We start from the raw sequence: 24319 nt of genomic DNA, 5'->3' as shown, positions 1-24319 counted from the left end.
TGGCCGGCCTATCGACGCGACTGATAAGTGCCACGCAAGAATCGAATTCACAGCCCGCCCGGGCCTCCGTACGCTTCGCGCCGCTGCGCTCGTTCATGCGCAATGCATCAGCACGTGGAGACAACCCGATGAAGGCAGACATGACAGGCCTGCGCACGCCCCCGGCGTGGCGCATGGCGCGAATCCCCTCGCTGGCAGGCCTGCTCCTGCTGGCCAGTTGCGGCGGTGGGGGCGGCTCGACGGTGGGCTTCGCGCCCGCACCGGTGGCCCCGGCGCCCAGCCCGCCTGCGACCTCCGCCCCGTCGCCTGCGCCCGCGGCGCCGGCCCTGGTCACCGAGGCCGTGCTCACCAACTTCATCGCCGACGATCCGCTGGCCGGCGACAACGGGTTGCCGACCTCGCCGGCGCAGACGGTGTCGTACGGGCCCATCGCGATCGGCGTCGACGTCGACGGCAATGCCATCCAGGCCGTCGACGAGATCGACCTGCAGTACTTCGACGGCCAGTACTACCTGTACGGCCCGTCGTTCAGCTGCGGCGCCTTCAACTATGCGCCGGGCGTCAACACCGGCCCGCTGATTCCCACGCAGCCCAATTCCACGTATCGCTATTGCGGCCTGACGGTCTACACGTCCACCGACCTGATGAACTGGAAGCTCGTGGGCGGCCACCAGTACATCCAGGATCCGCTGACCGGCGAGCACTACTACGTGAAGAAGCCCCGCGTGGTGTATTCGCCCAAGACGCGGCTCTACAACATGTGGTTCCTCAACGGGCAGGCCGGCCTCACGCAGTCGGGCCGCACGGGCAAGCGCTACGTGGCGCAGTCGTCCACGCCCTACGGCCCCTGGGGCACGCCCTTCGAGCCCACCATCGCCTCGGGCGATGCCGGACCGGTCGACTTCGCCCTGGCCACCGGGCCGGACGGCAAGTCGTACATGGCGACCTCGCATGGCGTGCTCAACACCATGCTGCTCAACGACGAGAAGACGGGCACGCTGGACCACACCGACATCACCGTGGCCGGCAATGTCATCGGCGGCGGCATCGGCCTGGCCTACCGCAACGGCTGGTGGTATCTCACGGGCACCAACAGCTGCGGCAACTGCCTGGCCTCCCGGCTGTACTACCTGCGCGCCCGCGATCCACACGGCCCCTGGCTGAGCCCCGCGGACGATTCCGCCACCGCGCCGCTGCAGCCGGTGCTGCTGTCCTCGGACTCGGGCTATGCGCAGATGAAGGCGCCCTTCGTGCTGCCCGACGTGCGCGGCGGCATGAACATCCTCCTGCCGGGCACGCATTACCGTTCCAGCCCCACCGGGGCGCCGGGTGCGGGCGTGAACCAGCCGGGCGACAACAACCTGGCGCTGTCGGGCTGGTACACCGTGCCGCTGCAGTTCGATGCGGATGGCCGCATCCAGCCGCTCGGCACGGCGCCGACGCAGCGCTTCGCGCTCGCCAAGGCGGTGCCCAGCACACCGGCACGGGCCTGGCAGGCCAACCTGGGCATCGACAGCGGCAAGTCGGTGTCGCAGTCGTGGGACGTCCCGGCGGGCGAGACGCTGGCGGCGGTGCTGCCATCGGTGTTCCAGCGCACGCCCGACAAGTCGGCCTCGGCCGCCGCCTCGGCCACCATCCAGGAACCCAACGTGAACGCACCGCTGGTGGCGCGGCTGCAGTTGCCCGATGGCCGCAGCCACAGCTGGCAGATCGACCCGCGCACAGTGGCCTGGGCGCCGGAGAAGGTGCCGCTCAACCTGCCGGAGCCCTTCAAGGGCGGCGGCCGCGTGACGCTGACGCTGAGCAGCAGCGCCACCAACGGCGGCTACGGCGTGGCGGTGGGCAGCCGCGGTGCGCTCGTCAACGGCCAGTACAGCGCCATCAAGGCGGGTCAGCCGACGGTGCTGGCGCAGGCGGAGATGCTGGTGTCGACCTCGGCCACGGCCGCGCCCGCGCCGCGCATCACGGCGCAGCCGCAGTCGATCCGTGTGTCGGCGGGCACCGCGGTGGGCTTCGTGGTGCAGGCCGAGGGCGTGGGCCTGGGCTACCAGTGGCAGCGCAACGGCCAGGTGATCGTCTCGCCCAACGGCTACAACGAATCGACCACGGCGGCGATGCGCCTGCCGCCGGTGAGCACGGCCGATGCCGGCACCTACACCGTGACCGTCTTCAACCAGGCGGGCAGCGCGACCTCGGTGCCGGTCACGCTCGACGTCACGCCTTGAGCCGGCGGGCCGCGCGCACGCTGGGCACGGCCGGCCGCGCGGCCAGGAACTTGCGGATGCGCTGCGTGCTGGCGCGCAGCAGCTCGCAGCCTTCGGGCAGCTTGTCGACGTTGGCCGCCAGGTAGTCGAAGGTGCTGGCCACGAAGGCCTGCACCGGCGGCATGGGCTCGCGGTCGGGCGGCAGCGCGAAGGCGATGATGCGCGACACCTCGGGCCGCGCGAGTGGCCGGCTCACCACCGAGCGCAAGGCTGGGCTTGGGCAGGACAGCGAGGGCAGCAGCGACACGCCCAGCCCCGCCTCGACCAGGCCGGTGAGCGTGGCGGACTGTTCCACCTCCATCGGCTCCTGCGTCAGTGCCAGGCCGCTGATCACCGCGTCCATGTACGAGCGGAACAGGGCGCCGCGCCGCAGCAGGATCAGGCGCTCGCCCGCGAGCTGCGAGGCCTCGATCACCGCCTGTGCGGCCAGCGGATGCTGGCGCGGCAGCACCACGCGGAAGCGGTCGCGCAGAAAGGGCAGCAGCGCCGGCGTGGCCACCGGTCCGCGCTGGCTCAGGATGGCCAGGTCGCCCTCGCCACGGTCCAGGCGCTGGCGCAGCACCGGGTCGGCATGGTCATGGAAGTCGATGCTCACGCCCGGGTGCTGGGCCGTGAACTCGCGCACCAGCGCCGGCAGCAGCCGGTGCGCCATCGAGGGCACCGTCAGCAGCTCGATGCGGCCGCGCCGCAGGTGCGCCCATTCGCTGCCGCGCAGCATCAGGCGCTCGTAGGCCTCCAGCACGCGGCGGGCCTCGACCAGGAACTCCTCGCCCGCCGGCGTGAGCCGCACCGCCCGCGTGGTGCGCTCGATCAGGCGCACGCCCACCGTGGATTCGAGCTTGGCGATGGCCTGGCTCAGCGCCGGCTGGCCCAGGTGCACCGCCTCGGCGGCCAGGCTGAAGGAGCCGGTGTCGGCCAGGGCCGCGAAGGCACGCAGGTGCCGGGGGTTGGGATGGATCACAGGAATCAATAAATGGCCACGCAGATTCGATTGGATGCATGCGCGATGCGCACCTAGTATGGCGTGCAACCGCCATGAAGACCATCTTTCTCCTCTTCGATTCGCTCAACCGCCGCAGCCTGGAGTGCTACGGCGGCACCGCCATCAAGACGCCCAACTTCCGCCGCCTGGCCGAGCGCTGCGTCACCTTCGACAACCACTACGTGGGCAGCCTGCCCTGCATGCCGGCGCGGCGCGACATGCACACCGGCCGGCTGAACTTCCTGCACCGGGGCTGGGGCCCGCTGGAGCCCTTCGACAACTCCTTCGCGGCGCTGATGCACAAGCAGGGCGTGTACTCGCACCTGGTGTCGGACCACTACCACTACTGGGGCGATGGGGGCGCCACGTACCACAACCGCTACGACACCTACGAGTTCATCCGCGGCCAGGAGCGCGACCCGTGGAAGGCCATGGTGCAGCCGCCCTGGGAGCGCTTCCGCGAGATGTATCACCCCAAGCAGTTCACGCAGGAGCGGCGTCACAAGCATTCGGCGCACATGATCAACCGCGAGTCGATCCGCGCGTACGGCGACTTCCCGTCGGTGCGCTGCTTCGACGCCGGCTTCGAGTTCCTCGACGGCAACCGCGAGGCGGCCGACTGGCTGCTGCACCTGGAAACCTTCGACCCGCACGAGCCCTTCCACGCGCCGGAAGAATTCCGCAAGGACTATCCCACCGCCTACAAGGGGCCGATCTTCGACTTCCCGCCCTACAAGCGCGTGAGCGAGACCATCGAGGAATGCGACGAGCTGCGCGCCAACTACGCGGCCATCGTGGCGCTGTGCGACCACGAGCTCGGCCGCCTGCTCGACTACATGGACGCCCACCACATGTGGGAGGACACGGCCCTGGTCGTGACCACCGACCACGGCTTCCTGCTGGGCGAGCACTCCTGGTGGTCGAAGAACGTGATGCCCTGCTACGACGAGGTGGCGCACATCCCGCTGTTCGTCCACCACCCGGACTTCCGCGGCCAGGCCGGCACGCGCCGGCAGGGGCTCACGCAGACGGTCGACCTCATGCCGACCCTGCTGGAGATGCACGGCATGGCGCCGCCGCCGGAGGTGACCGGCGTCTCGCTGATGCCGCTGCTGGCGCGCGAATGCACGGTGCGCACGGCCGCGATCTACGGCGTGTTCGGCAGCGCGGTCAACGTCACCGACGGGCGCCACACCCTCTTCCTCTATCCGCCCGAGATGCACCGCGCCGGCCTGAACCAGTACACGCTGATGCCGATGCACATGAAGGAGATGTTCGCGGTGGAGGAACTGGCCGAGGCGCAGCTGGCGCCGCCATTGCCCTTCACCAAGGGCGCGCCGGTGCTGCGCGTACCGGCCACGCCCAAGTCGCCCAACTACCGGCTGCACGGGCCGGCCGCGCAGAACGACACGGTGACGGTGATGTTCGACCTGGCCACCGATCCGGGCCAGGAGCACCCGATCACCGACGCGCACATCCATGACCGCCTCTGCGGCGAGATCGTGCGCCTGATGAAGCAGAACGATGCGCCCGCCGAGTATTTCGAGCGGCTGGGCCTGCACGCCTGAACGACAACACGACCCCACGACGGAGACAAGCCATGAAGACCCGACGATTCCTTGCCGCCCTGACGGCCCTGCTGGCGCTGGGCGCGTCCAGCCTCCAGGCGCACGCCGCCTGGCCCGAGAAGCCGATCCGCCTGGTGGTGCCCTGGCCCGCGGGCGGCTCGTCCGATGCCGCGGCACGCCTGGTGGCGCGCCACCTCGGCGACCGGCTCAAGCAGCCGGTCATCGTGGACAACAAGGCGGGCGCCTCGGGCAACATCGGCACGGCCGACGTGGCCAAGGCCGCGCCGGACGGCTACACGCTGCTGCTGTCCTCGGGGCCCTTCTCGGTCAACCCCAGCCTGTACCGCACGCTGCCCTTCGACACGGTGAAGGACTTCGCGCCGGTGGCGCAGATCGCCAACACGCCGACCGTGCTGGTGGTGCATCCGTCCACGCCGGCGCAGACCATGCAGGACTTCATCAAGCTGGCGCAGGACCCGGCCAAGCCCCTGGCCGTGGCCACGCCCGGCAACGGCTCGGCCCAGCACCTGGCGCTGGAGCTGCTGAAGAAGAAGGCCGGCCTCAGCATCAACCACATCCCCTACAAGGGCGGTGCCGTGGCCCTGAACGACCTGCTGGGCGCCCAGGTGCCCGCGATGATGTCCGGCTTCCCGGAGGCGGCGCCGCACATCAAGGCCGGCAAGCTGCGCGCGCTGGCCGTGACCACGGCGAGCCGTTCGAGCTTCCTGCCGCAGGTGCCGACGCTGGTCGAGATGAAGCTGGCCGACGCCGGTACCGCCGGCTGGAACGGCATCCACGTGCCGGCGAAGACGCCGCCCGAGCTGGTGGCCCGCCTGCACGACGAGATCAACGCGGTGCTGGACATGCCCGAGGTGAAGGAGCAGCTGGGCGCACTCGGCTTCGAGGTGCGGCGCACCTCGCAGAAGGAGTTCGCCGCCTTCGTCACCGACCAGATGGCGCGCTGGGCCGAGGCGGTGCAGCTGTCCGGCGCGCGGCTGGACTGAACATCCACGCAGCCATGAGCCGGCGATTGTTCCGCGGCGATTCGCTGGCTCTGCGCTGCGGTCCGTACACGGCCGTGATCGTTCCGGCCGCCGGGGGGCGCGTCGCGTCGCTGACCTGGGGCGATGGCCCGGGCGCGCTGCCGCTGCTGGTGGAATGGAGCGGCAACGCGTTCGACGAGCACCAGTGGCCGAAGGCAGGCGCCTTCCCGATGCTGCCTTTTGCCAACCGGCTGCCGTCCGACGGCTTCCTGTTCGAGGGGGCGCGACATCGTCCGCAGCCGGGCCCGGCGGGCTTCGCGCTGCATGGCGTCGCCCATCGGCGGCCCTGGCAGGTGGACGAGGCGTCGGGCCGCCATGCGCGGCTTCGGCAGGTGCACGAGGCCGGCGAGGAGAGCTGGCCCTGGCCCTGGACGGCGCAGCAGGACATCCTGCTGGACGACCAGGGCCTGCAGGTGACGCTGCGCCTGCGCAACGACGGCGACCGGCCCATGCCGGCGGGCCTGGGGTGGCATCCCTACCATCCCTGGCCGGCGGACGGAGCGTCGGCGCCCCTGCACATTTCTGCCGGCGCCCGGCATGCACTGGATGCCCATGGCCGTGCAGAGCTGGACACCGGCGCACCCGTGTTCGGCGTGCAGCCGGACGAAACGGCCGTGTTCTCGGCGTGGGATGGACAGATGCGCATTCCCGTCACCGGGGCGCGCACGATCGTGGCGCGCGGCGAAGGGGCCGTGGCCCTGGTGATGCACCGGCCCGCCTCGGGCGACTACGTGTGTGCAGAACCCGTCACCGCCCTGCCTGGCAGGCTGGGCGAGTCGGGCACCACGCTGCTTCCCGGCGAGGTGCGTACGCTGACCTGGCGCTGCGGCTGCGAGGCGTTGCCGCCGGCGGGCTGAGCGTCGGCTCCAGGCGGCGCCTGCCGCAGCCGCTCAGACGCCGAGCAGGTGCGGCAGCACCGCCAGCAGGGCGCTGATGGTGAAGAAGGACAGGGCCGTGGTGGCCAGCAGCGAGGCGGCCGCCAGCGAATCCTGGCCATGCGGCTGCGCCAGGATCGGATAGATGCTCAGCATGGGCGCGGCCGCCGACAGCACCAGCGCCAGGCGCAGCGCCGGCTCCATGGGCGGCATGCCCAGCGCCTCGGCCGCCAGCAGCACGGCCAGCATCAGGGCCGGATGCAGCAGCAGCTTGCCGGCCGCGATGCGCAGCACCTGGCGGCGCATGCCCGCGAGGCCCAGGCCCACCAGCGAACCGCCGATCACGAACAGCGACAGCGCCGTGCTGGCCTGCGCGAACAGGCCGATGGTGCGCAGCAGCGGCGCCGGCAGGCGCAGCCCCGTCAGCGCCACGGCCACACCCGCGGCCATGGCCCAGATCATGGGATTGCGCGCCAGGCTGTGCGCGGCCCGCCGCAGCGTCAGGCGCCAGTCGCCGCGCCCGTCGGCGGCATCGGCCAGCGCCATGGCCAGCGGCACCAGCAGCAGGTTCTCCACGATCATGTTCAGGCCCAGCACCAGGCCCGCCGTCTGCGCGATCACCATCGACAGGATGGGGTAGCCCACGAAGCCGCTGTTGGGGCAGCTCATGCCCATGGCCATGAGCGCCGGCACCGGGCTGCCGGCCGGCGCCTGCCGGGCGGCCCACCAGCGGCCCACGAAGAGCGTGAGCAGAGAGCCCAGTGCGTACAGCAGCATGTAGCGCAGGTTGAGCACATCGCCCGCAGGCCGCTGCACCAGCGCGCTGAACAGCAGGGCCGGCAGCGCCAGCCGGATGACGAAGAGGCCCAGCACGCGCATGTCGCCCCGCGCGAACAGGCCGCCGCGGGTGACCAGCCAGCCGGCGGCGATGGCGAGGTAGATGGGGACGGTGATGGAGAGGATGGCAAGCATGGCGGGTCCGGCGAGCCCGGCACTGTAGCGAGGGCCCCGGGTGCGCGCGGGCCGCCACCCGAAAGCCCCGCGAGAGGGTGCCTTCAATGTGCAAAAAATCAGTACATGAATTGCTGAAATCTGATGCCAAGGTGAACTTCGCGGGTGCTATCTTTTCCTGCATCAAGACAGAGGACCCCGCATGCTCTCCCCCACGACAACCGCTCTGCGCATTGGTTTTGCCCGCCTGGCCCTGGGCCTCGCGGCCGCCCTCGCGGCGCTGGCGCCTGCCCATGCGCAGGCACCGGCCAAGCCGCTCAAGCCCGTCACCATCGCCCTGGGCACGCAGGTGGTCAACGTCACCTATCCCTGGCTCACGCTGCCCATCGCGCTGGGCTACTGGAAGGAGGAGGGCTACGACGTCAAGGTGGTCACGGTGGGCGGCTCGCTGCAGGGCATCCAGCAGATGGTGGCCGGCGGCGTGGAGTTCGCGCAGGTCAACTCCACCGGCCTGATCCAGGCCAACACCGACAACAACGTCGCCGTGCGCGGCCTCATGGGCACCGGCGTCATCGACTGGGGCATCGGCGTGACGCAGGACGGCCCCATCAAGAGCGTGACCGACCTCAAGGGCAAGAAGATCGGCATCTTCAGCCTGGGCACCGGCGGCGTGCCCCTGCTCAAGGGCTACCTGCGCTCCAACGGCATCGACCCCGACAAGGACGTGCAGATCATCGCCACCGGCGCCGGTGCGCCCGCGCTCGAAGCGCTCAAGAGCGACCGGGTGCAGGCCCTGATGTTCTGGGGTTCGGCGCTCACCGGCTTCCAGAACGCCGGCACGCCATTGCGGGTGCTGTACGCGCCGGCCTGGCGTGCCCTGCCCGACTTCACCTTCGCCACCATGCAGAAGACCATCGACGCCGACCCGGCGATGGTGGAAGCCATCTCGCGTGGCGCCGCCAAGGCCACGCTCTTCGCCTGGACCAACCCGGACTGCGCCCGCCGCATCCACTGGAAGAACTTCCCCTCCACCAAGCCCACGGGCGCCGACGAGGCCACGCTCGCCAAGTGGGACCTGGCCCTGCTCAATACGCAGCTGGACACCATGAAGGCCGCCCACACCATGAACGGCGGCAAGCTGATCGGCGCCATGGACCCGGCCGCCTACGGCCGCATGCAGGACTTCATGCAGGGCGAGGGACTGATCAAGCGCACGGTGCCGGTCGAGTCGATGCTCTACCTCAAGCCCGGCTTCGTGGAGGCGATCAACCGCTTCGACCACCAGGCCGTGATCGACGCCGCCAAGGCCTGCAAGGCTGGCTGACATGACGCCTGAACAGTTCATCGCCGGCCTGCCCAAGGCCGAGCTGCACATGCACATCGAAGGCTCCATCGAGCCGGCGCTGATGCTGGCCCTGGCCCGCCGCAACGGCGTGGCCATCCGCTGGCAGACCGAGGCCGAGCTGCGCGACGCCTACCGCTTCACCCGGCTGCAGGACTTCCTGGACCTGTACTACGACGGCTGCCGCGTGCTGCTGCAGGTGGCCGACTTCCACGAGGTGACGCGCGACTACCTGCGCCGCGCCCATGCCGATGGCGTGCGGCATGCCGAGATGTTCCTGGGGCCGCAGGGCCACACCACGCGCGGCGTGCCGCTGGCGGTGGTGATGCAGGGCGTGCTCTCGGCCATGGAAGCGGCCGAGGCCGAGGACGGCATCACCAGCGGCCTGATCCTGGTTGCCCAGCGCCACCGCAGCGAAGAGGAAGCGATGGCGCTGCTGGCCGAGGCCGAGCCCTGGTACGGCCGCATCCTGGGTTTCGGCCTGGGCGGTGCGGAGCTGGGCCATCCGCCCTCGAAGTTCGAGCGCTTCTTCGCCCGCTGCCGCGAACTGGGCTTCAAGGTGACGGCCCATGCCGGCGAGGAGGGCCCGGCCGCCTATGTGCGCGAGGCGGTCGAGCTGCTGCACGTGGACCGGCTGGACCACGGCAATGCCTCCCTGGAGGACCCGGCGCTGGTGCAGGAACTGGCGCGCCGCCGCATTCCGCTCACGGTGTGCCCGCTGTCCAACCTCAAGCTGCAGGTGGTGACGGACATGGCGGCGCATCCGCTCAAGAAGCTGATGGACGCCGGCCTGTGCGTCACGGTCAATTCCGACGACCCGTCCTACTTCGGCGGCTACGTCAACGACAACTACCTCGCCTGCCAGCAGGCGCTGGGCCTGACGCAGGCGGAGCTGGCGCAACTGGCCCGCCAGAGCTTCGAGGCCGCCTTCATGCCCGAGGCGCAGCGCGCCCAGGCGCTGGCCGCCATCGACGCCTGGGTGGCGCTGGCCGATACCGACGTCACGGCCGCCGCGACCTCCCTTCTTCCCGAGGCCTCGGCATGAGCGCGACCCTGGCGCCCGAGGCGCCGCCGGCCTTCCGCTTCGGCGGCCTGCACAAGACCTTCCGCTCCAAGGACGGCGGCGACGTGGTCGCGCTGCACGACGTGCATTTCAGCGTGCGGCGCGGCGAGTTCGTCACCGTGGTCGGCCCCAGCGGCTGCGGCAAGAGCACGCTGCTGCGCATCCTGGCCGGCCTGGAGCGCGCCAGCCGCGGCCAGGTGGAGCTGGGTGGCCGTCCGCATGCGGGCCCCAGCCGCGACGTGGGCGTGGTGTTCCAGTCGCCGGTGCTGCTGCCCTGGCGCAACATCCTCGACAACGTGCTGGTGCCGGCCGAGATCCAGGGCCGCGACCGCGCCGCCGCGCGCGAACGGGCCCGGTACTACCTGCAGCTGGTGGGCCTGTCCGGCTTCGAGACCAAGTACCCCAGCGAGCTGTCGGGCGGCATGCAGCAGCGCGTGGGCATCGCCCGGGCGTTGGTCAACGACCCGCTGCTGCTGCTCATGGACGAGCCCTTCGGTGCGCTCGACGCCATGACGCGCGAGACCATGAACACCGAACTGCTCAAGCTGCGCGAGCGCACCGGCGCCACCATCATGCTGGTGACGCACAGCATCCCCGAGGCGGTCTTCCTGGGCGACCGGGTGATCGTCATGTCGCCACGCCCCGGCCGCGTGACGCAGGTGGTGGAGGTGGACCTGCCCTCGCCGCGCACCCTGGACCTGATCAACACCGAGCGCTTCGGCACCTACGTGTCGGGCATCCGCGCGAACCTGCATGCCAGCGGAGGGCTGGACTGATGGCCGACACCCTGACCTCTTCCGTGCCGCCCGTCGCCGCCGTGGCCGAGGCCGCCGAACCGGCACCCGCGCGCCCGGCCGGTCTGACGCCGATGCGCCGGCGCGTGCTCATCGTCGCCGTGTTCGTGGCGGTGGTGGCCGCCTGGCAACTGGCGGTGACGGCACTCGACGTGTCGCACCTGATCTTCCCGGGGCCGCTGGCCGTGGTGCAGGCGCTCTACAACGGCATCGCCTCGGGCGACATCCCGACGCACCTGTGGGTCACGCTCTACGAGATCCTGGCCGGCTTCGCGGCCGGGGCGCTGGCGGGCTTCGTGCTCGGCGCGCTGATCGGCCAGAGCGCACTGCTGGAGGCGGTGCTCTATCCCTACGTGGTGGCCTTCCAGACCGTGCCGAAGGTGGCGGTGGCGCCGCTGTTCGTGCTGTGGTTCGGCTTCGGCACCACGTCCAAGGTGATCATCACCGCCACCATCGTGTTCTTCCCGGTGCTGGCCAACACCATCGTCGGCCTGCGCTCGGCGCCGCGCGAGCAGATCGACCTGATGCGCGCCTTCACCGCCTCGGGCTGGCACGTGTTCCGCATGGTGCGGCTGCCGCATGCGCTGCCCTACGTGTTCGCGGGGCTGGACATCGGCATCGTGCTGTCGGTCATCGGCGCCATCGTGGGCGAGTTCGTCGGGGCGCAGGCGGGGTTGGGCTACCTGATCCTGCAGCGCAACTTCTCGATGGATGCGGCGGGCATGTTCGCCATCCTCATCGTGCTCTCGCTCATCGGCATCGTGCTGCATGCCGCCGTGCGCTGGATCGCGCGGCGCGTGATCTTCTGGGCCGACGCCTTCACCGATCTCTCGCGCGGCAGCTAGACGGCATTCACGTCGCGCGCTGTCCCCAAACCCAAGGAGCCCTCCATGACCGAATCGAACGACCACGCAGTGGTCGCGCCCCGCCGTGCCTCGGCGCAGGAAATGCCCGTCCTCGACCTGGGCGAATGGATCGCCGGCGGCCCCATCGCGCCGCTGGTGGCGCAGTTCCGCGAGGCCTGCGCGCACACCGGCTTCTTCTACGTGAAGAACCATGGCGTGCCGCAATCCGTCATCGACGCGGTGTTCGACGCCACGCGCCGCTACATGTCGCTGCCCATGGAGGAGCGGCTCAGGGACAAGATCGACGAGCGCTTCCGCCGCGGCTTCATGCCCATCGGCGTGACGCAGCATCCGGGCCACAAGCCCGACCTGAAGGAAAGCTACGAACTGGGCCTGGACCTGCCGCTCACCGATGCCGACGTGCAGGCCGGGCGCCCGCTGCATGGCCCCAACCGCTGGCCGGCCGACAAGCCCTGGCTGGAAGAGGCCGCGATGGCCTACTTCGACCACACCATCGCGCTGGGCAAGCGCCTGCTGCGCGTGTTTGCACTGGCCCTGGGCCAGCCGGAGGAGTTCTTCCTGCAATACGCCCGCAAGCCCATGGTGCAGGCGCGGCTCTTCCACTATCCGCCGCAGGAATCGCCGACGCAGCTGGAACTGGGCGCCGCCGCGCACACGGACTACGGCATGCTGACCCTGCTGGTGCAGGACCCGATCGGCGGCCTGGAACTGCGCACCAAGGCCGGCGAATGGGTGGCCGCGCCTTACATTGAGGGCACGCTGGTGGTGAACCTGGGCGACCTGGTGAAGGTGTGGACCAACGACCGCTATGTGTCCAACCTGCACCGCGTGGCCAACCGCACCGGCCGCGAACGCTATTCGATCCCGACCTTCTTCAACCTCGACTACGACACGCCCGTGGCCTGCCTGCCCGGCTTCGTGGAGCCGGGCGAGGCGCCGCGGCATGCGCCCATCAAGTCGGGCGAGTACCTCGTGAGCCGCTTCGCCTCGGTGCAGAAGTACAAGACCCCAGCGGAGCTGGCGGCCGAGGAAGCGGCCGGCTGAGGGCGCGGCGCCGCGTGCCGGCGCCCGGCCCGGGTCAGCGACCGGGCCGCACGGCGGCCGCGGCGGATTCGGGTTCCAGCTGCTCCAGCTCGGCCGTCAACTCGTTGATGAAGGTGGTCACCGGCAGCGGCAGGTTGCGGCCCCGGTGCACGCACAGCGAAAAGCGCTGCGGCTTGGCCCGCGGGTCTTTCAGCAGCACATAGCGGCCGCGGCCGGCCAGGTGCTGCGTGTCCTGCAGCGGCGGCGTGAGGATGGACAGCGCCATGCCCTCGGCCGACACGTTGCGCAGCAGTTCGTAGGAATTGGTCTCCAGCACGAGCCTGGGCCGGATCTTGGCCTTGGCCAGCATCTCGTCGTACTGCTGCTTGGTCCACATGGTGGCGTCGGGCAGGGCCAGGCCGTGTTCGGCGCAGTCCGACAGGCGCAGCGTCTCCCGTCCGTGCAGCGGGTGGTCGGCGCTCACGTACACGTACAGCGGCAGCAGGCGCTGGTAGGCGATGGTCGCGTCCTGGTGGGTGACGTTGCCGAAGGTCAGGCACAGGTCCAGCCGGTCGTCTACCAGCATCTCGATCAGCTGCGGGCTGTTGTAGACCTGCACATTGAAGGTGAAGCCCGGAAAGCGCCGCGTGAAGCGGGCCATGAAGCCGGGCATGAAGTCGCGGATCAGCGATTCCGGAATGCCGAGGTTGACGTGGCCTCGGCGCAGGCCCTGGATGGCTTCGATCTCGGAGCGCAGGCGCCGCGATTCGCTGTCCACGCTCTTGGCATAGCGCATCAGCAGCTCGCCCGCGGCCGTGAGCTTGAGCGTGGAACGGCCCCGGCTGCGCTCCAGCAAGGGCGCGCCGAGCGTCTCTTCGAGCAGGCCGATCTGGCGACTGATGGCCGAGGGCGCGACGAAGAGGATCTCGGAGGCGGCGCGGATGGAACCGCAGCGCACCGCCTCGACGAAGTAGCGCAGCGCGGTGGTGGAGATCATGCGCGCGCTTCGGTTGCCGGCAGGGCCGTGCGCGCGGCCGCGGCAGCCGGGCTCATGCGAAGAAGCGACGCAGGCGGATCAGGCCGCAGGCGCGGCTTCGGCGCCCGCCAGCACATGGCCGGCCTGCTGGTCGGCGTGGTAGCTGCTGCGCACCATGGCGCCCACGGCGGCATGGCTGAAGCCCATCTTGTAGGCCTCTTCCTCGAACATCCTGAAGGTGTCCGGGTGCACGTAGCGACGCACGGGCAGGTGGCTGTTGCTGGGCGCGAGGTACTGGCCGATGGTCAGCATGTCGATGTCGTGCGCGCGCATGTCGCGCATGGTCTGCAGGATCTCTTCGTCGGTCTCGCCCAGCCCGACCATGATGCCGCTCTTGGTCGGCACGTTGGGGTGCAGCGCCTTGAACTTCTTGAGCAGGTTCAGGCTGAACTGGTAGTCGGAGCCCGGCCGCGCTTCCTTGTACAGGCGCGGGATGGTCTCCAGGTTGTGGTTCATCACATCCGGCGGTGCGGCCTTGAGGATCTCCAGCGCGCGGTCGTCGCGGCCGCGGAAGTCGGGCACGAGGATCTCGATCTGCGTCGTGGGCGAGAGCTCGCGCGTCTTCTGGATGCATTCCACGAAATGGCCGCTGCCGCCGTCGCGCAGGTCGTCGCGGTCCACGCTGGTGATCACCACGTACTTCAGGCGCAGCTTGGCGATGGTCTTGGCCAGGTTGAGCGGCTCGTCCTTGTCCAGCGGATCGGGACGGCCGTGGCCCACGTCGCAGAAGGGGCAGCGGCGGGTGCACTTGTCGCCCATGATCATGAAGGTGGCCGTGCCCTTGCCGAAGCATTCGCCGATGTTGGGGCAGGAGGCCTCTTCGCAGACCGTGTGCAGGTTGGATTCGCGCAGGATCTGCTTGATCTCGTAGAAGCGCGTGGTCGGGCTGCCGGCCTTGACGCGGATCCACTCGGGCTTCTTGAGCACCTCGCCCGTCTGCTCGACCTTGACGGGAATGCGCGAGAGCTTGGCGGCGGCCTTCTGCTTGGCCAGCGGGTTGTAGGTGTCGGCGCTCTGGGCGTCGCGGACGACTTCGGAGGAGCTCATTGGGAGGCTTTCTGGGAGGGGCCGGGCGGTGTCAGGGCAGGAGGTAGGCCTGCAGCTTCCGGCTCAGTACCTGGGCGGCATCGTCCCAGGCCACGGGGACGCCGATTGTAGAAAGGTCGACCGTGCGCAGCCCTGCGTAGCCGCAAGGGTTGATGCGCGAATAGGGTTCCAGGTCCATGGCCACGTTCAGTGCCACGCCGTGGTACGTGCAGTGCCGGCTGACCTTCAGGCCCAGCGCGGCGATCTTGCCCAGGCCGCGGAAGGGGTCGCCACCGGGCATGGGGCCGGTCAGCGCCGCGTGCGAGAAGGGATCGTCCAGCCGCACGTAGATGCCCGGCGCCGTGGGCACGCGGTGGCCCGTCACGCCGAAGTGGGCCAGCGTGGCGATCACCGATTCCTCGATGCGGTAGACGTACTCCTTGATGAAGTAGCCGGCGCGCCGGAGGTCGAGCAGCGGATAGGCCACCACCTGGCCCGGGCCGTGGTAGGTGACCTGGCCGCCGCGGTCGGTCTGGATGACAGGAATGTCGCCCGGCAGCAGCAGGTGGTCCTGCCGGCCGGCCAGGCCCTGGGTGAAGACCGGGTCGTGCTCGCACAGCCAGAGGCGGTCGGCCGTCTCTGGCGTGCGCTCGGCGGTGAAGCGCTGCATGGCGGCGAAGGTGGGGGCGTAGTCGACCCGGCCCAGCCACTCGGGCTGGGGTGGGGCAGGGCGCACGGCTTCCGCGGCCTGGGCCTCGCCGCCGGTGGCGCTCACAGCACGACCTTGACCATCGGGTGCGAGGACAGCGTGCGGTACAGCTCGTCCAGCTGCTCGCGGCTGGTGGCGGTGATGGTGATGGTCACGCCCAGGTAGTTGCCGGCGCGGCTGTCGCGCAGCTCGATGGTGCCGGCGTCGAAGTCGGGGTCGAACTGCTTGGCGATGTGCGTCACGGCGCCGACGAAGCCGTCCACCTTCGCGCCCATCACCTTGATGGGGAAGCGCGAGGGGTATTCGATCAGCGAATCCTTGCGCGGGTCGGTCGAGCCGGGGGTGTCGGGGGTGTCGGTCATGGCTGGGGCTCCTGTTTGGCGTCCTGGTAGGCCGCATACAAGGCTTGGTAGATGGGGCCGGGCACGCCCTTTCCAATCGGGCGGCCGTCGAGGCGGGTGACGGGCACGATCTCCTTCGTGGCCGAGGAGATCAGCAGTTCGTCGGCGGCGAAGACTTCGCCGCGGGTGATGTCGCGCAGCGCGAAGGGAATGCCGCGCGATTCGCACAGCCGCTGCAGCAGGCCGTAGCGGATGCCGCGCAGCACGCGGTGGTCGGGCACGGGGCCGGCGACGGCGCCGTCCCTGATCACCCAGACGTTGCTGGACGAGGCCTCGCTCAGCAGTTCGCCGCGGAACATCAGCGTCTCGGCCGCGCCGGCTTCGACGCTGATCTGGCGGGCCAGCACGGCGCCCAGCAGGCTGGTGCTCTTGATGTGGGCCTTCTGCCAGCGGAATTCCTCGGCCGTGACGCAGGCCACGCCCTCGGCGCGGGCCTTGTCGGCCACCGGCTTGAGCGGGTTGAGCATCACGAAGACCGTGGGAATGAGGCCGGCAGGCATCGCATGGTCGCGGATGGCGACGCCGCGGGTGATCTGGATGTAGAGCGACTGGGAGGGCGAGCGCTCCGAGGCCTCGATCAGCCGCTCCGCGATGGTGCGCCAGCCGCCGCGGTCGTGCGGGTTGGGAATGCGCAGCTCGTCGAGCGAGCGCTCCAGGCGGGCCATGTGCTCGTCGAAGCAGAACAGGCGGCCCTCGTACACGGGCACGACCTCGTAGATGCCGTCGCCGAAGATGAAGCCGCGGTCCAGGACGCTCACCTTGGCGTCGCGCAGCGGCAGGTATTCGCCATCGAGATGGCACAGGGATTCGGGCAGGGGCGTGGCAGCAGGCATGGGTCGATTATCGAAGGCGCACCACTCTGGGCTGGCCTCTACGTGTTTTTGCTACCTATAATGAGTGGCTTTGTAGATTTCTCCACTTGACCGTTTGGACCGACGGCTGCCATTCGAATGACAACCAAGGCCCCGATCCGCACGGTCGACACCGAGCCCGCGGAAGCTGACGAAGACAGCTTCACCCTGCTGACTGCCGAAGAGGCCCAGCGGCTTCGCGAGCGCCATCCCGAACTCTCCCCCTGGTGGGTGGTCGGGGCCCAGATCGCCTCGGGGTTGATCGTGGCAGCGGTGGCCTGGGGCTGGACGCAACGGCCGGTGGCGGCGGTGTCCGCGTTCTACGGAGCCATGGCGGTCGCTGTGCCCGCCGCGCTGTTCGCCCGTGCCATGGGTCGCATGCGTGGTGGCGTGTCGCAGTCGGCGGCCATGCTGGGTTTTATGGTGTGGGAACTGATCAAGATCGCGCTGACCGTGGCTCTGCTGGCTGCGGCGCCGTGGCTGATCGAGGGAATTCACTGGCTGGCTCTGCTGGCTGGTGCGGTGGTCGCGCTCAAGATGTACTGGCTCGCGCTGGTCATGCGGCCCCGCAAATCGAACCGTATTTGACTGTTTTAGAGAAAAGACCCTGAAAGATGGCCGCCGAAGGACACGCCCCGACCGCGAGTGAGTACATCGTCCACCACCTGCAGCACTGGCAGGTGGACTGGAGCCTCAAGCCCGTGGTCCAGAAGGCCATCGTGGACTTCGGTGTCATCAACCTCGACTCCGTGCTCTATGCGCTGGCAATCGGCGCGCTGGGCTGCTTCGTGCTGTGGCTCGCCGCGCGCAAGGCCACGGCCGGCGTCCCGGGCCGCTTCCAGGCCGCGGTCGAGATGCTGGTCGAGATGGTCGACAACCAGGCCAAGGCCAACATCCACAACGCCAAGAGCCGCAAGTTCATCGCCCCGCTGGCGCTGACCGTGTTCGTGTGGATCTTCCTGCTCAACGCCATGGACATGCTGCCGGTCGACCTGCTGCCGGCGATCTGGTCCAAGGCTTACGCCGCCATGGGTCACGACCCGCACCATGCCTACATGCGTGTGGTGCCCACCGCCGACCTGTCCACCACGCTGGGCCTGTCGACCTCGGTGCTGCTGCTGTGCCTGATCTACAGCGTCAAGATCAAGGGTCTGGGCGGCTGGGGCCATGAGCTGATCTCGGCCCCCTTCGGTGCCCACCCCCTGCTGTGGCCGATCAACCTGCTGATGCAGATCATCGAATACCTGGCCAAGACCATCTCGCATGGCATGCGGCTGTTCGGCAACATGTATGCGGGCGAACTGGTCTTCATGCTGATCGCCCTGATGGGTGGCGCCATGGCGGCCTCGCTGTCGGGTGTGCTGCTGCCCATCGGGCACATCATTGCCGGCACCATCTGGGCGATCTTCCACATCCTGGTGATCACGCTGCAGGCCTTCATCTTCATGATGCTGACGCTCATCTACCTGGGCCAGGCGCACGAATCCCACTGAGGGGCCGCCTCGGCCCTCACGCTCCCGGTTTTCCTCTCGTTTCGTTTTTCCCCTCTCTTGCCTTTCATCTAAGGAGTCATCATGGCAAACGTTCTCGGTCTCGTCGCTCTGGCTTGTGGTCTGATCGTCGGTCTCGGCGCTATCGGCGCGTCCATCGGCATCGCCCTCATGGGTGGCAAGTTCCTCGAGTCCTCGGCTCGTCAGCCTGAACTCATGAACGACCTGCAGACGAAGATGTTCATTCTGGCCGGCCTGATCGACGCCGCCTTCCTGATCGGCGTGGCCATCGCCCTGCTGTTCGCCTTCGCCAACCCCTTCGTCGTCGCCGGCGCCTGATCCTTTTCGTCCACACCGTCTGTAGAAAGGTGTTGTCGTGAGCATCAACGCAACCCTGTTCGTTCAGGCCGTCGTCTTTTTGCTGCTCGTGCTGTTCACGATGAAGTTCGTGTGGCCGCCGATCGCAAAGGCGCTGGATGAACGGGCTCAAAAGATCGCTGCGGGCCTGGCGGCCGCCGAGAAGGCCAAGGCCGAACTCGCTTCCGCCAACCAACGCGTCGAGCAGGAGCTGCAGGCTTCGCGCACCGAGACCAGCAATCGCCTGGCCGATGCCGAGCGCCGCGCCCAGCAGATCATCGAAGAGGCCAAGGCCCGCGCCACCGAGGAGGCCAACAAGATCGTGGCCGCCGCGCGCGACGAGGCCGAGCAGCAGTCCGTGCGTGCCCGTGAAGTCCTGCGCGAGCAGGTCGCCACGCTGGCCGTCAAGGGCGCCGAGCAGATCCTGCGCAAGGAAGTCGATGCCAACGTGCATGCCGACCTGCTCAATCGCCTGAAGACCGAGCTGTAAGGACGAATCGATGGCCGAACTCGCCACCATTGCCCGTCCTTACGCCGAGGCGCTGTACAAGGCATCTGCCGGCAACGTGCAGGCCACGGCCGAATGGCTGGAGCCGCTGGCCCAGGTGGCCGGCAGCGCGCCGCTGCAGCAATTCGCAGCCAGCCCCAAGGTGTCCTCGCAGCAGGTGTTCGACCTGATCGCCGGGATGGTGCCGGGCGGCCTGCCGCAGCAGGGCCAGAACTTCCTGCACGCCGTGATCGACAACGGCCGCCTGGCTGCGCTGCCGGAAGTGGCGACGCAGTTCCGCGCCCTGCAGAACGCCGCCAGCGGCGCTGCCGATGCCGTGCTCTTCAGCGCCTTCCCGATCGAAGGCCCGGCCCTGGGCGAAGTCCAGGCCGCACTGGAGCGCCGCTTCGGCCGCAAGCTGACCACCCGCGTGGAGCTGGACCCGTCGCTCATCGGCGGCATCCGCGCCGTGGTCGGCGACGAAGTGCTCGACACCTCGGTCAAGGCCCGTCTCGAACAAATGAAGGCGGCGCTCACCGCCTGACCCGGCTGGTGGCGCGCGTCCTTACACCCGATTGAAAGAAGGAAAGAGTCATGCAACTCAATCCCGCAGAGATTTCCGAACTGATCAAGAGCCGCATCGAAGGGCTGGGCGTCAGCGCCGACATCCGTAACGAAGGCTCCGTGGTCTCGGTGACCGACGGCATCGTGCGCGTTCACGGCCTGTCCGACGCGATGCAGGGCGAAATGCTGGAGTTCCCGCCCACGCCCGGTGGCCAGCCCACCTACGGCCTGGCGCTGAACCTCGAGCGCGACTCCGTCGGCGCCGTGATCCTGGGCGAGTACGAGCACATCTCCGAAGGCGACACCGTCAAGTGCACGGGCCGCATCCTGGAAGTGCCCGTCGGCCCCGAGCTGATCGGCCGCGTGGTCAACGCCCTGGGCCAGCCCATCGACGGCAAGGGCCCCATCAACGCCAAGCTGACCGACGTGATCGAGAAGGTCGCGCCCGGCGTGATCGCCCGTCAGTCCGTGGACCAGCCGATGCAGACCGGCCTGAAGTCCATCGACGCGATGGTGCCCGTCGGCCGCGGCCAGCGCGAGCTGATCATCGGCGACCGCCAAACCGGCAAGACCGCCGTGGCCATCGACGCGATCATCAACCAGAAGGGTCAGAACATGACCTGCGTCTACGTTGCGATCGGCCAGAAGGCTTCGTCGATCAAGAACGTGGTGCGCGCGCTGGAGCAGGCCGGTGCGATGGAATACACCATCGTCGTCGCCGCCTCGTCGTCGGAATCGGCGGCCATGCAGTACGTGTCGGCCTACTCGGGCTGCACGATGGGCGAGTACTTCCGCGACCGCGGCCAGGACGCCCTGATCGTCTATGACGACCTGTCGAAGCAGGCCGTGGCCTATCGCCAAGTCTCGCTGCTGCTGCGCCGCCCGCCGGGCCGCGAAGCCTACCCCGGCGACGTGTTCTACCTGCACAGCCGTCTGCTCGAGCGTGCCGCCCGCGTGAGCGCCGACTACGTCGAAGCCTTCACCAAGGGTGAAGTCAAGGGCAAGACCGGCTCGCTGACCGCCCTGCCGATCATCGAGACGCAGGCTGGCGACGTGTCCGCCTTCGTGCCGACGAACGTGATCTCGATCACCGACGGCCAGATCTTCCTGGAAACCAACCTGTTCAACGCCGGTATCCGTCCCGCCATCAACGCGGGTATCTCGGTGTCGCGCGTGGGTTCGGCGGCGCAGACCAAGGTCATCAAGGGCCTGTCCGGCGGTATCCGTACCGACCTGGCGCAGTACCGCGAGCTGGCCGCCTTCGCGCAGTTCGCCTCGGACCTGGACGCCTCGACCAAGAAGCAGCTGGACCGCGGTGCCCGCGTGACCGAACTGCTCAAGCAGGCCCAGTACAGCCCGCTGCCCGTCTCGCTGATGGCGGCGTCGCTGTTCGCAGCCAACAAGGGCTTCATGGACGACATCGAGGTCAAGAAGGTGCTGCCCTTCGAGCACGGCCTGCACCAGTTCCTGAAGACCAGCCACGCTGCCCTGATCGACAAGATCGAGCAGACCCGGGCCCTGGACAAGGACGCGGAAGCCGAGCTGACGGCCGCGATCACCTCGTTCAAGAAGTCCTTCGCCTGATCCGAGAGGCATAGAGCGCTATGGCAGCCGGCAAGGAAATCCGCGGCAAGATCAAATCGGTGGAGAACACCAAGAAGATCACCAAGGCCATGGAAATGGTGGCCGCGTCCAAGATGCGCAAGGCGCAGGAACGGATGCGCTCCGCGCGTCCGTACAGCGAAAAGATCCGCGCCATTGCGTCCAACCTCAGCCAGGCCAACCCGGAATACACCCACGCCTTCATGAAGACCAGCGACGCCAAGGTCGCCGGCATGATCGTGGTGACGACGGACAAGGGCCTGTGCGGCGGCATGAACACCAACGTGCTTCGTGCCGTCACCAGCAAGCTGCGCGAACTGCAGGCGGCCGGTGTGTCCACCGAGGCGGTGGCCATCGGCAACAAGGGCCTGGGCTTCCTGACGCGCGTGGGCGCCAAGGTGGTCTCGCAGGCCGTGCAGCTGGGCGACACGCCCCATCTCGAGAAGCTGATCGGCCCCGTCAAGGTGCTGCTGGACGCTTATGCCGAAGGCCGCCTCTCCGCCGTGTACCTGAGCTACACCAAGTTCGTGAACACGATGCGCCAGGAGTCGGTGGTCGAGCAGCTGCTGCCGCTGAAGGCCGAGAGCCTCAAGGGCGGCGATGGCAGCGCCCCGCAGCATGCCTGGGACTACATCTACGAGCCCGACGCGCAGACCGTCATCGACGACCTGCTGGTGCGCTACGTGGAGTCGCTGGTCTACCAGGCCGTGGCCGAGAACATGGCGTCCGAGCAGTCGGCGCGCATGGTGGCCATGAAGGCCGCCACGGACAACGCGGGCAACCTGATCAACGAGCTGAAGCTGGTCTACAACAAGACCCGCCAGGCCGGCATCACCAAGGAACTGTCGGAAATCGTGTCCGGTGCGGCCGCGGCCACCGGCAACTGATTCCGCCCGATCCGGCATTCAGCAGATTCAAGACAAATTACTGGAGCACAACATGGCTCAGGCTCAAGGAACAATCGTTCAATGTATCGGCGCCGTGGTCGACGTGGAGTTTCCCCGTGACCAGATGCCCAAGGTGTACGACGCCCTCAAGTTCGAAGGCGGCGGACTGACCCTGGAAGTGCAGCAGCAGCTGGGTGACGGCGTGGTGCGCACCATCGCGCTGGGCAGCTCCGACGGCCTGCGCCGCGGCATCACGGTGGTCAACACCGGCGCGCCCATCACGGTGCCCGTCGGCAAGGCCACGCTCGGCCGCATCATGGACGTGCTGGGCAACCCCATCGACGAACGCGGCCCCGTCTCGCAGGAGCTGACGGCCTCGATCCACCGCAAGGCCCCGGCCTACGACGAACTGTCGCCCTCCACCGAGCTGCTCGAAACGGGCATTAAGGTGATCGACCTGGTCTGCCCGTTCGCCAAGGGCGGCAAGGTGGGTCTGTTCGGCGGCGCCGGCGTCGGCAAGACCGTGAACATGATGGAGCTCATCAACAACATCGCCAAGGCCCACAGCGGTCTGTCGGTGTTCGCTGGTGTGGGCGAGCGTACCCGCGAGGGCAACGACTTCTATCACGAGATGTCCGACTCCAAGGTCGTGGTTCAGGAGAACCTGTCCGAGTCGAAGGTGGCCATGGTCTACGGCCAGATGAACGAGCCCCCGGGCAACCGTCTGCGCGTGGCCCTGACCGGCCTGACCATCGCCGAGTCCTTCCGCGACGAAGGCCGCGACGTGCTGTTCTTCGTGGACAACATCTACCGCTACACCCTGGCCGGCACCGAAGTGTCCGCCCTGCTGGGCCGCATGCCTTCCGCCGTGGGCTACCAGCCGACGCTGGCCGAGGAAATGGGCCGCCTGCAGGAGCGCATCACGTCGACCAAGGTCGGCTCGATCACCTCGATCCAGGCCGTGTACGTGCCGGCCGATGACTTGACCGACCCGTCGCCCGCCACGACCTTCGCCCACTTGGACTCCACCGTGGTGCTGTCGCGCGACATCGCGTCGCTCGGCATCTACCCCGCCGTGGACCCGCTGGACTCGACCTCGCGCCAGCTGGACCCGAACGTGGTCGGCGAAGAGCACTATGGTGTGGCCCGCGCCGTGCAGGGCACGCTGCAGCGCTACAAGGAACTGCGCGACATCATCGCCATCCTGGGCATGGACGAACTGGCCCCCGAGGACAAGCTGGCCGTGGCCCGCGCCCGGAAGATCCAGCGCTTCCTGTCGCAGCCCTTCCACGTGGCCGAAGTGTTCACCGGCGCGCCCGGCAAGTACGTGCCGCTGTCGGAAACCATCCGTGGCTTCAAGATGATCGCCAACGGCGAGTGCGACCACCTGCCCGAGCAGGCCTTCTACATGGTCGGCACCATCGACGAGGCCTTCGAGAAGGCCAAGAAGCTCGGCTGATCGGCGCGTCACCCATGGCAAACACCATTCACGTCGACGTCGTCAGCGCCGAGGAGTCCATCTTCTCGGGCGAGGCGAAGTTCGTCGCGCTGCCCGGCGAAGCCGGTGAGCTCGGCATCTTCCCGCGCCACACGCCGCTGATCACGCGCATCCGTCCCGGTGCCGTGCGCATCGAGACGGCCGACGGTGGCGAGGAGTTCGTGTTCGTGGCCGGTGGCATCCTCGAAGTGCAGCCCGACTGCGTGACCGTCCTCTCCGACACCGCCATCCGCGGCAAGGACCTGGACGACGAGAAGGCCAACGCTGCCAAGAGCGCCGCCGAGGAAGCCCTCAAGAACGCCAAGAGCGAGATCGACATCGCCATGGCCCAGTCGGAGCTGGCCGTGATGGCCGCTCAGCTGGCCGCGCTGCGCAAGTACCGCCAGAAGAAGTGAGGGCCCTGCGGCACCAACGCCGCGCCCTTGCCTCCCAAGAAAAGCCAGTCAGTTCGCTGACTGGCTTTTTTCTTTGTGCTCGCCGCGGGAGGGGACAAAAGGGAGTGGCAAAAACCGCTTTTGCCTTTTTGTGGCCGAAGTTTGGTCTTGTCCGTGCAAAGTCGGCCGCCTAGCATCCGTGCCACTTTGCCATCCGTTCAAGGATGGCCACAAAGAACACGGAGACAACGCCGCATGGCGCCCTG

Annotated in this window: 25 protein-coding genes; 18 read left to right on the top strand and 7 right to left on the bottom strand. The window is 68.5% G+C overall.

The genetic code is table 11. The features are described from left to right. Positions 1–128 precede the first annotated feature (128 nt). Positions 129–2225, top strand: a complete 2097-nt coding sequence (locus L0984_RS27295; RefSeq protein WP_234197548.1) for a family 43 glycosylhydrolase — start codon at positions 129–131, stop codon at positions 2223–2225. Here the strand turns inward: L0984_RS27295 and L0984_RS27290 are convergent. After that, positions 2215–3225: a LysR family transcriptional regulator gene (locus tag L0984_RS27290; protein WP_234197547.1), complete on the bottom strand. Its 1011-nt coding sequence runs from the start codon at positions 3223–3225 to the stop codon at positions 2215–2217. The genes L0984_RS27295 and L0984_RS27290 overlap by 11 nt on opposite strands. Before the next feature lie 74 nt (positions 3226–3299). Between L0984_RS27290 and L0984_RS27285 the strand changes: the two genes are divergently transcribed. Genes L0984_RS27285 through L0984_RS27275 form a run of 3 tightly spaced genes read left to right on the top strand, consistent with a single transcriptional unit; the run spans position 3300 to position 6714 of the window. Then, positions 3300–4814 carry a sulfatase gene (locus L0984_RS27285; protein ID WP_234197546.1) on the top strand — a complete coding sequence of 505 codons (1515 nt, stop codon included), beginning with the start codon at positions 3300–3302 and terminating at the stop codon, positions 4812–4814. 32 nt (positions 4815–4846) lie between these two features. Further along, positions 4847–5818: a tripartite tricarboxylate transporter substrate binding protein gene (locus tag L0984_RS27280; protein ID WP_234197545.1), complete on the top strand. Its 972-nt coding sequence runs from the start codon at positions 4847–4849 to the stop codon at positions 5816–5818. A 14-nt stretch (positions 5819–5832) separates the two neighbouring features. Continuing rightward, positions 5833–6714: an aldose epimerase family protein gene (locus L0984_RS27275; RefSeq protein WP_234197544.1), complete on the top strand. Its 882-nt coding sequence runs from the start codon at positions 5833–5835 to the stop codon at positions 6712–6714. A 33-nt stretch (positions 6715–6747) separates the two neighbouring features. Here L0984_RS27275 and L0984_RS27270 read toward each other — a convergent pair whose 3' ends face one another. Then, entirely contained in the window at positions 6748–7704 is a 957-nt protein-coding gene (locus L0984_RS27270) for an AEC family transporter (RefSeq protein WP_234197543.1), read from the bottom strand. A gap of 181 nt (positions 7705–7885) precedes the next feature. Between L0984_RS27270 and L0984_RS27265 the strand changes: the two genes are divergently transcribed. The 5 genes from L0984_RS27265 to L0984_RS27245 are packed head-to-tail and all read left to right on the top strand — an operon-like array spanning position 7886 to position 12792. After that, positions 7886–9007, top strand: a complete 1122-nt coding sequence (locus L0984_RS27265; protein ID WP_234197542.1) for an ABC transporter substrate-binding protein — start codon at positions 7886–7888, stop codon at positions 9005–9007. Between the two features lies 1 nt (position 9008). Then, positions 9009–10070: an adenosine deaminase gene (locus L0984_RS27260; protein WP_234197541.1), complete on the top strand. Its 1062-nt coding sequence runs from the start codon at positions 9009–9011 to the stop codon at positions 10068–10070. Further along, positions 10067–10864, top strand: coding sequence for an ABC transporter ATP-binding protein (locus L0984_RS27255; RefSeq protein ID WP_234197539.1), 798 nt, complete (start codon positions 10067–10069; stop codon positions 10862–10864). The genes L0984_RS27260 and L0984_RS27255 overlap by 4 nt, the downstream gene beginning before the upstream one ends. Continuing rightward, on the top strand, positions 10864–11727 hold the full coding sequence (locus L0984_RS27250) for an ABC transporter permease (RefSeq protein WP_234197537.1): 864 nt from the start codon (positions 10864–10866) through the stop codon (positions 11725–11727). Before L0984_RS27255 ends, L0984_RS27250 begins: the two co-directional genes overlap by 1 nt. A gap of 45 nt (positions 11728–11772) precedes the next feature. After that, complete coding sequence (locus L0984_RS27245; RefSeq protein WP_234197536.1) at positions 11773–12792, top strand: isopenicillin N synthase family dioxygenase; 1020 nt, start codon at positions 11773–11775, stop codon at positions 12790–12792. 34 nt (positions 12793–12826) lie between these two features. Here the strand turns inward: L0984_RS27245 and L0984_RS27240 are convergent, their stop codons facing one another. From L0984_RS27240 to L0984_RS27220, 5 genes are all read right to left on the bottom strand, one after another. Then, entirely contained in the window at positions 12827–13768 is a 942-nt protein-coding gene (locus tag L0984_RS27240; protein ID WP_114801989.1) for a LysR family transcriptional regulator, read from the bottom strand. Between the two features lie 78 nt (positions 13769–13846). Beyond that, a complete protein-coding gene (gene lipA, locus L0984_RS27235) occupies positions 13847–14854 on the bottom strand; it encodes a lipoyl synthase (RefSeq protein WP_234197534.1) in 1008 nt (335 codons plus the stop codon). A gap of 31 nt (positions 14855–14885) precedes the next feature. Continuing rightward, the gene (gene lipB / locus L0984_RS27230; RefSeq protein WP_370646212.1) at positions 14886–15569 is read right to left on the bottom strand and encodes a lipoyl(octanoyl) transferase LipB; all 684 of its coding nucleotides are present in this window, start codon (positions 15567–15569) and stop codon (positions 14886–14888) included. A gap of 35 nt (positions 15570–15604) precedes the next feature. Continuing rightward, complete coding sequence (locus tag L0984_RS27225) at positions 15605–15904, bottom strand: YbeD family protein (RefSeq protein WP_234197532.1); 300 nt, start codon at positions 15902–15904, stop codon at positions 15605–15607. Beyond that, entirely contained in the window at positions 15901–16776 is an 876-nt protein-coding gene (locus tag L0984_RS27220; protein WP_234197531.1) for a D-amino acid aminotransferase, read from the bottom strand. The genes L0984_RS27225 and L0984_RS27220 overlap by 4 nt, the downstream gene beginning before the upstream one ends. A gap of 117 nt (positions 16777–16893) precedes the next feature. Between L0984_RS27220 and L0984_RS27215 the strand changes: the two genes are divergently transcribed. From L0984_RS27215 to L0984_RS27175, 9 genes are all read left to right on the top strand, one after another. Then, entirely contained in the window at positions 16894–17382 is a 489-nt protein-coding gene (locus L0984_RS27215; protein ID WP_234197528.1) for an ATP synthase subunit I, read from the top strand. A gap of 26 nt (positions 17383–17408) precedes the next feature. Next, positions 17409–18287: a F0F1 ATP synthase subunit A gene (gene atpB, locus L0984_RS27210; RefSeq protein WP_234197526.1), complete on the top strand. Its 879-nt coding sequence runs from the start codon at positions 17409–17411 to the stop codon at positions 18285–18287. Between the two features lie 81 nt (positions 18288–18368). After that, positions 18369–18623 carry a F0F1 ATP synthase subunit C gene (gene atpE / locus L0984_RS27205; protein WP_038200332.1) on the top strand — a complete coding sequence of 85 codons (255 nt, stop codon included), beginning with the start codon at positions 18369–18371 and terminating at the stop codon, positions 18621–18623. Between the two features lie 37 nt (positions 18624–18660). Next, positions 18661–19131, top strand: coding sequence for a F0F1 ATP synthase subunit B (locus L0984_RS27200; protein ID WP_017762128.1), 471 nt, complete (start codon positions 18661–18663; stop codon positions 19129–19131). Between the two features lie 10 nt (positions 19132–19141). Further along, positions 19142–19672, top strand: coding sequence for a F0F1 ATP synthase subunit delta (locus tag L0984_RS27195; RefSeq protein ID WP_234197525.1), 531 nt, complete (start codon positions 19142–19144; stop codon positions 19670–19672). 50 nt (positions 19673–19722) lie between these two features. Further along, complete coding sequence (gene atpA / locus L0984_RS27190) at positions 19723–21276, top strand: F0F1 ATP synthase subunit alpha (protein ID WP_017762130.1); 1554 nt, start codon at positions 19723–19725, stop codon at positions 21274–21276. 20 nt (positions 21277–21296) lie between these two features. Then, on the top strand, positions 21297–22181 hold the full coding sequence (gene atpG, locus L0984_RS27185; protein WP_234197524.1) for a F0F1 ATP synthase subunit gamma: 885 nt from the start codon (positions 21297–21299) through the stop codon (positions 22179–22181). A 52-nt stretch (positions 22182–22233) separates the two neighbouring features. Continuing rightward, entirely contained in the window at positions 22234–23640 is a 1407-nt protein-coding gene (gene atpD, locus L0984_RS27180) for a F0F1 ATP synthase subunit beta (protein ID WP_043117619.1), read from the top strand. 14 nt (positions 23641–23654) lie between these two features. Continuing rightward, a complete protein-coding gene (locus L0984_RS27175; RefSeq protein WP_017760644.1) occupies positions 23655–24074 on the top strand; it encodes a F0F1 ATP synthase subunit epsilon in 420 nt (139 codons plus the stop codon). Positions 24075–24319 lie beyond the last annotated feature (245 nt).

The organism is Pseudacidovorax sp. NFM-22 (assembly GCF_021401245.1).
Classification (GTDB): Bacteria; Pseudomonadota; Gammaproteobacteria; order Burkholderiales; family Burkholderiaceae_C; genus Xenophilus.
The sequence above is the reverse complement of the archived record's forward strand: the minus strand, read 5'-3'. Positions and strand labels throughout refer to the sequence as shown.

Excerpts from the sequence above, each read along its gene's own strand:
- lipA (WP_234197534.1), bottom strand. The coding sequence starts at position 14,854 with ATGAGCTCCTCCGAAGTCGTCCGCGACGCCCAGAGCGCCGACACCTAC.
- L0984_RS27255 (WP_234197539.1), top strand. The coding sequence starts at position 10,067 with ATGAGCGCGACCCTGGCGCCCGAGGCGCCGCCGGCCTTCCGCTTCGGC.
- atpB (WP_234197526.1), top strand. The coding sequence starts at position 17,409 with ATGGCCGCCGAAGGACACGCCCCGACCGCGAGTGAGTACATCGTCCAC.
- L0984_RS27195 (WP_234197525.1), top strand. The coding sequence starts at position 19,142 with ATGGCCGAACTCGCCACCATTGCCCGTCCTTACGCCGAGGCGCTGTAC.
- L0984_RS27250 (WP_234197537.1), top strand. The coding sequence starts at position 10,864 with ATGGCCGACACCCTGACCTCTTCCGTGCCGCCCGTCGCCGCCGTGGCC.
- L0984_RS27220 (WP_234197531.1), bottom strand. The coding sequence starts at position 16,776 with ATGCCTGCTGCCACGCCCCTGCCCGAATCCCTGTGCCATCTCGATGGC.
- L0984_RS27215 (WP_234197528.1), top strand. The coding sequence starts at position 16,894 with ATGACAACCAAGGCCCCGATCCGCACGGTCGACACCGAGCCCGCGGAA.
- L0984_RS27245 (WP_234197536.1), top strand. The coding sequence starts at position 11,773 with ATGACCGAATCGAACGACCACGCAGTGGTCGCGCCCCGCCGTGCCTCG.
- atpG (WP_234197524.1), top strand. The coding sequence starts at position 21,297 with ATGGCAGCCGGCAAGGAAATCCGCGGCAAGATCAAATCGGTGGAGAAC.
- atpA (WP_017762130.1), top strand. The coding sequence starts at position 19,723 with ATGCAACTCAATCCCGCAGAGATTTCCGAACTGATCAAGAGCCGCATC.
- L0984_RS27225 (WP_234197532.1), bottom strand. The coding sequence starts at position 15,904 with ATGACCGACACCCCCGACACCCCCGGCTCGACCGACCCGCGCAAGGAT.
- L0984_RS27285 (WP_234197546.1), top strand. The coding sequence starts at position 3,300 with ATGAAGACCATCTTTCTCCTCTTCGATTCGCTCAACCGCCGCAGCCTG.
- L0984_RS27295 (WP_234197548.1), top strand. The coding sequence starts at position 129 with ATGAAGGCAGACATGACAGGCCTGCGCACGCCCCCGGCGTGGCGCATG.
- L0984_RS27175 (WP_017760644.1), top strand. The coding sequence starts at position 23,655 with ATGGCAAACACCATTCACGTCGACGTCGTCAGCGCCGAGGAGTCCATC.
- L0984_RS27280 (WP_234197545.1), top strand. The coding sequence starts at position 4,847 with ATGAAGACCCGACGATTCCTTGCCGCCCTGACGGCCCTGCTGGCGCTG.
- L0984_RS27260 (WP_234197541.1), top strand. The coding sequence starts at position 9,009 with ATGACGCCTGAACAGTTCATCGCCGGCCTGCCCAAGGCCGAGCTGCAC.
- L0984_RS27270 (WP_234197543.1), bottom strand. The coding sequence starts at position 7,704 with ATGCTTGCCATCCTCTCCATCACCGTCCCCATCTACCTCGCCATCGCC.
- L0984_RS27265 (WP_234197542.1), top strand. The coding sequence starts at position 7,886 with ATGCTCTCCCCCACGACAACCGCTCTGCGCATTGGTTTTGCCCGCCTG.
- atpD (WP_043117619.1), top strand. The coding sequence starts at position 22,234 with ATGGCTCAGGCTCAAGGAACAATCGTTCAATGTATCGGCGCCGTGGTC.
- L0984_RS27275 (WP_234197544.1), top strand. The coding sequence starts at position 5,833 with ATGAGCCGGCGATTGTTCCGCGGCGATTCGCTGGCTCTGCGCTGCGGT.
- atpE (WP_038200332.1), top strand. The coding sequence starts at position 18,369 with ATGGCAAACGTTCTCGGTCTCGTCGCTCTGGCTTGTGGTCTGATCGTC.
- L0984_RS27240 (WP_114801989.1), bottom strand. The coding sequence starts at position 13,768 with ATGATCTCCACCACCGCGCTGCGCTACTTCGTCGAGGCGGTGCGCTGC.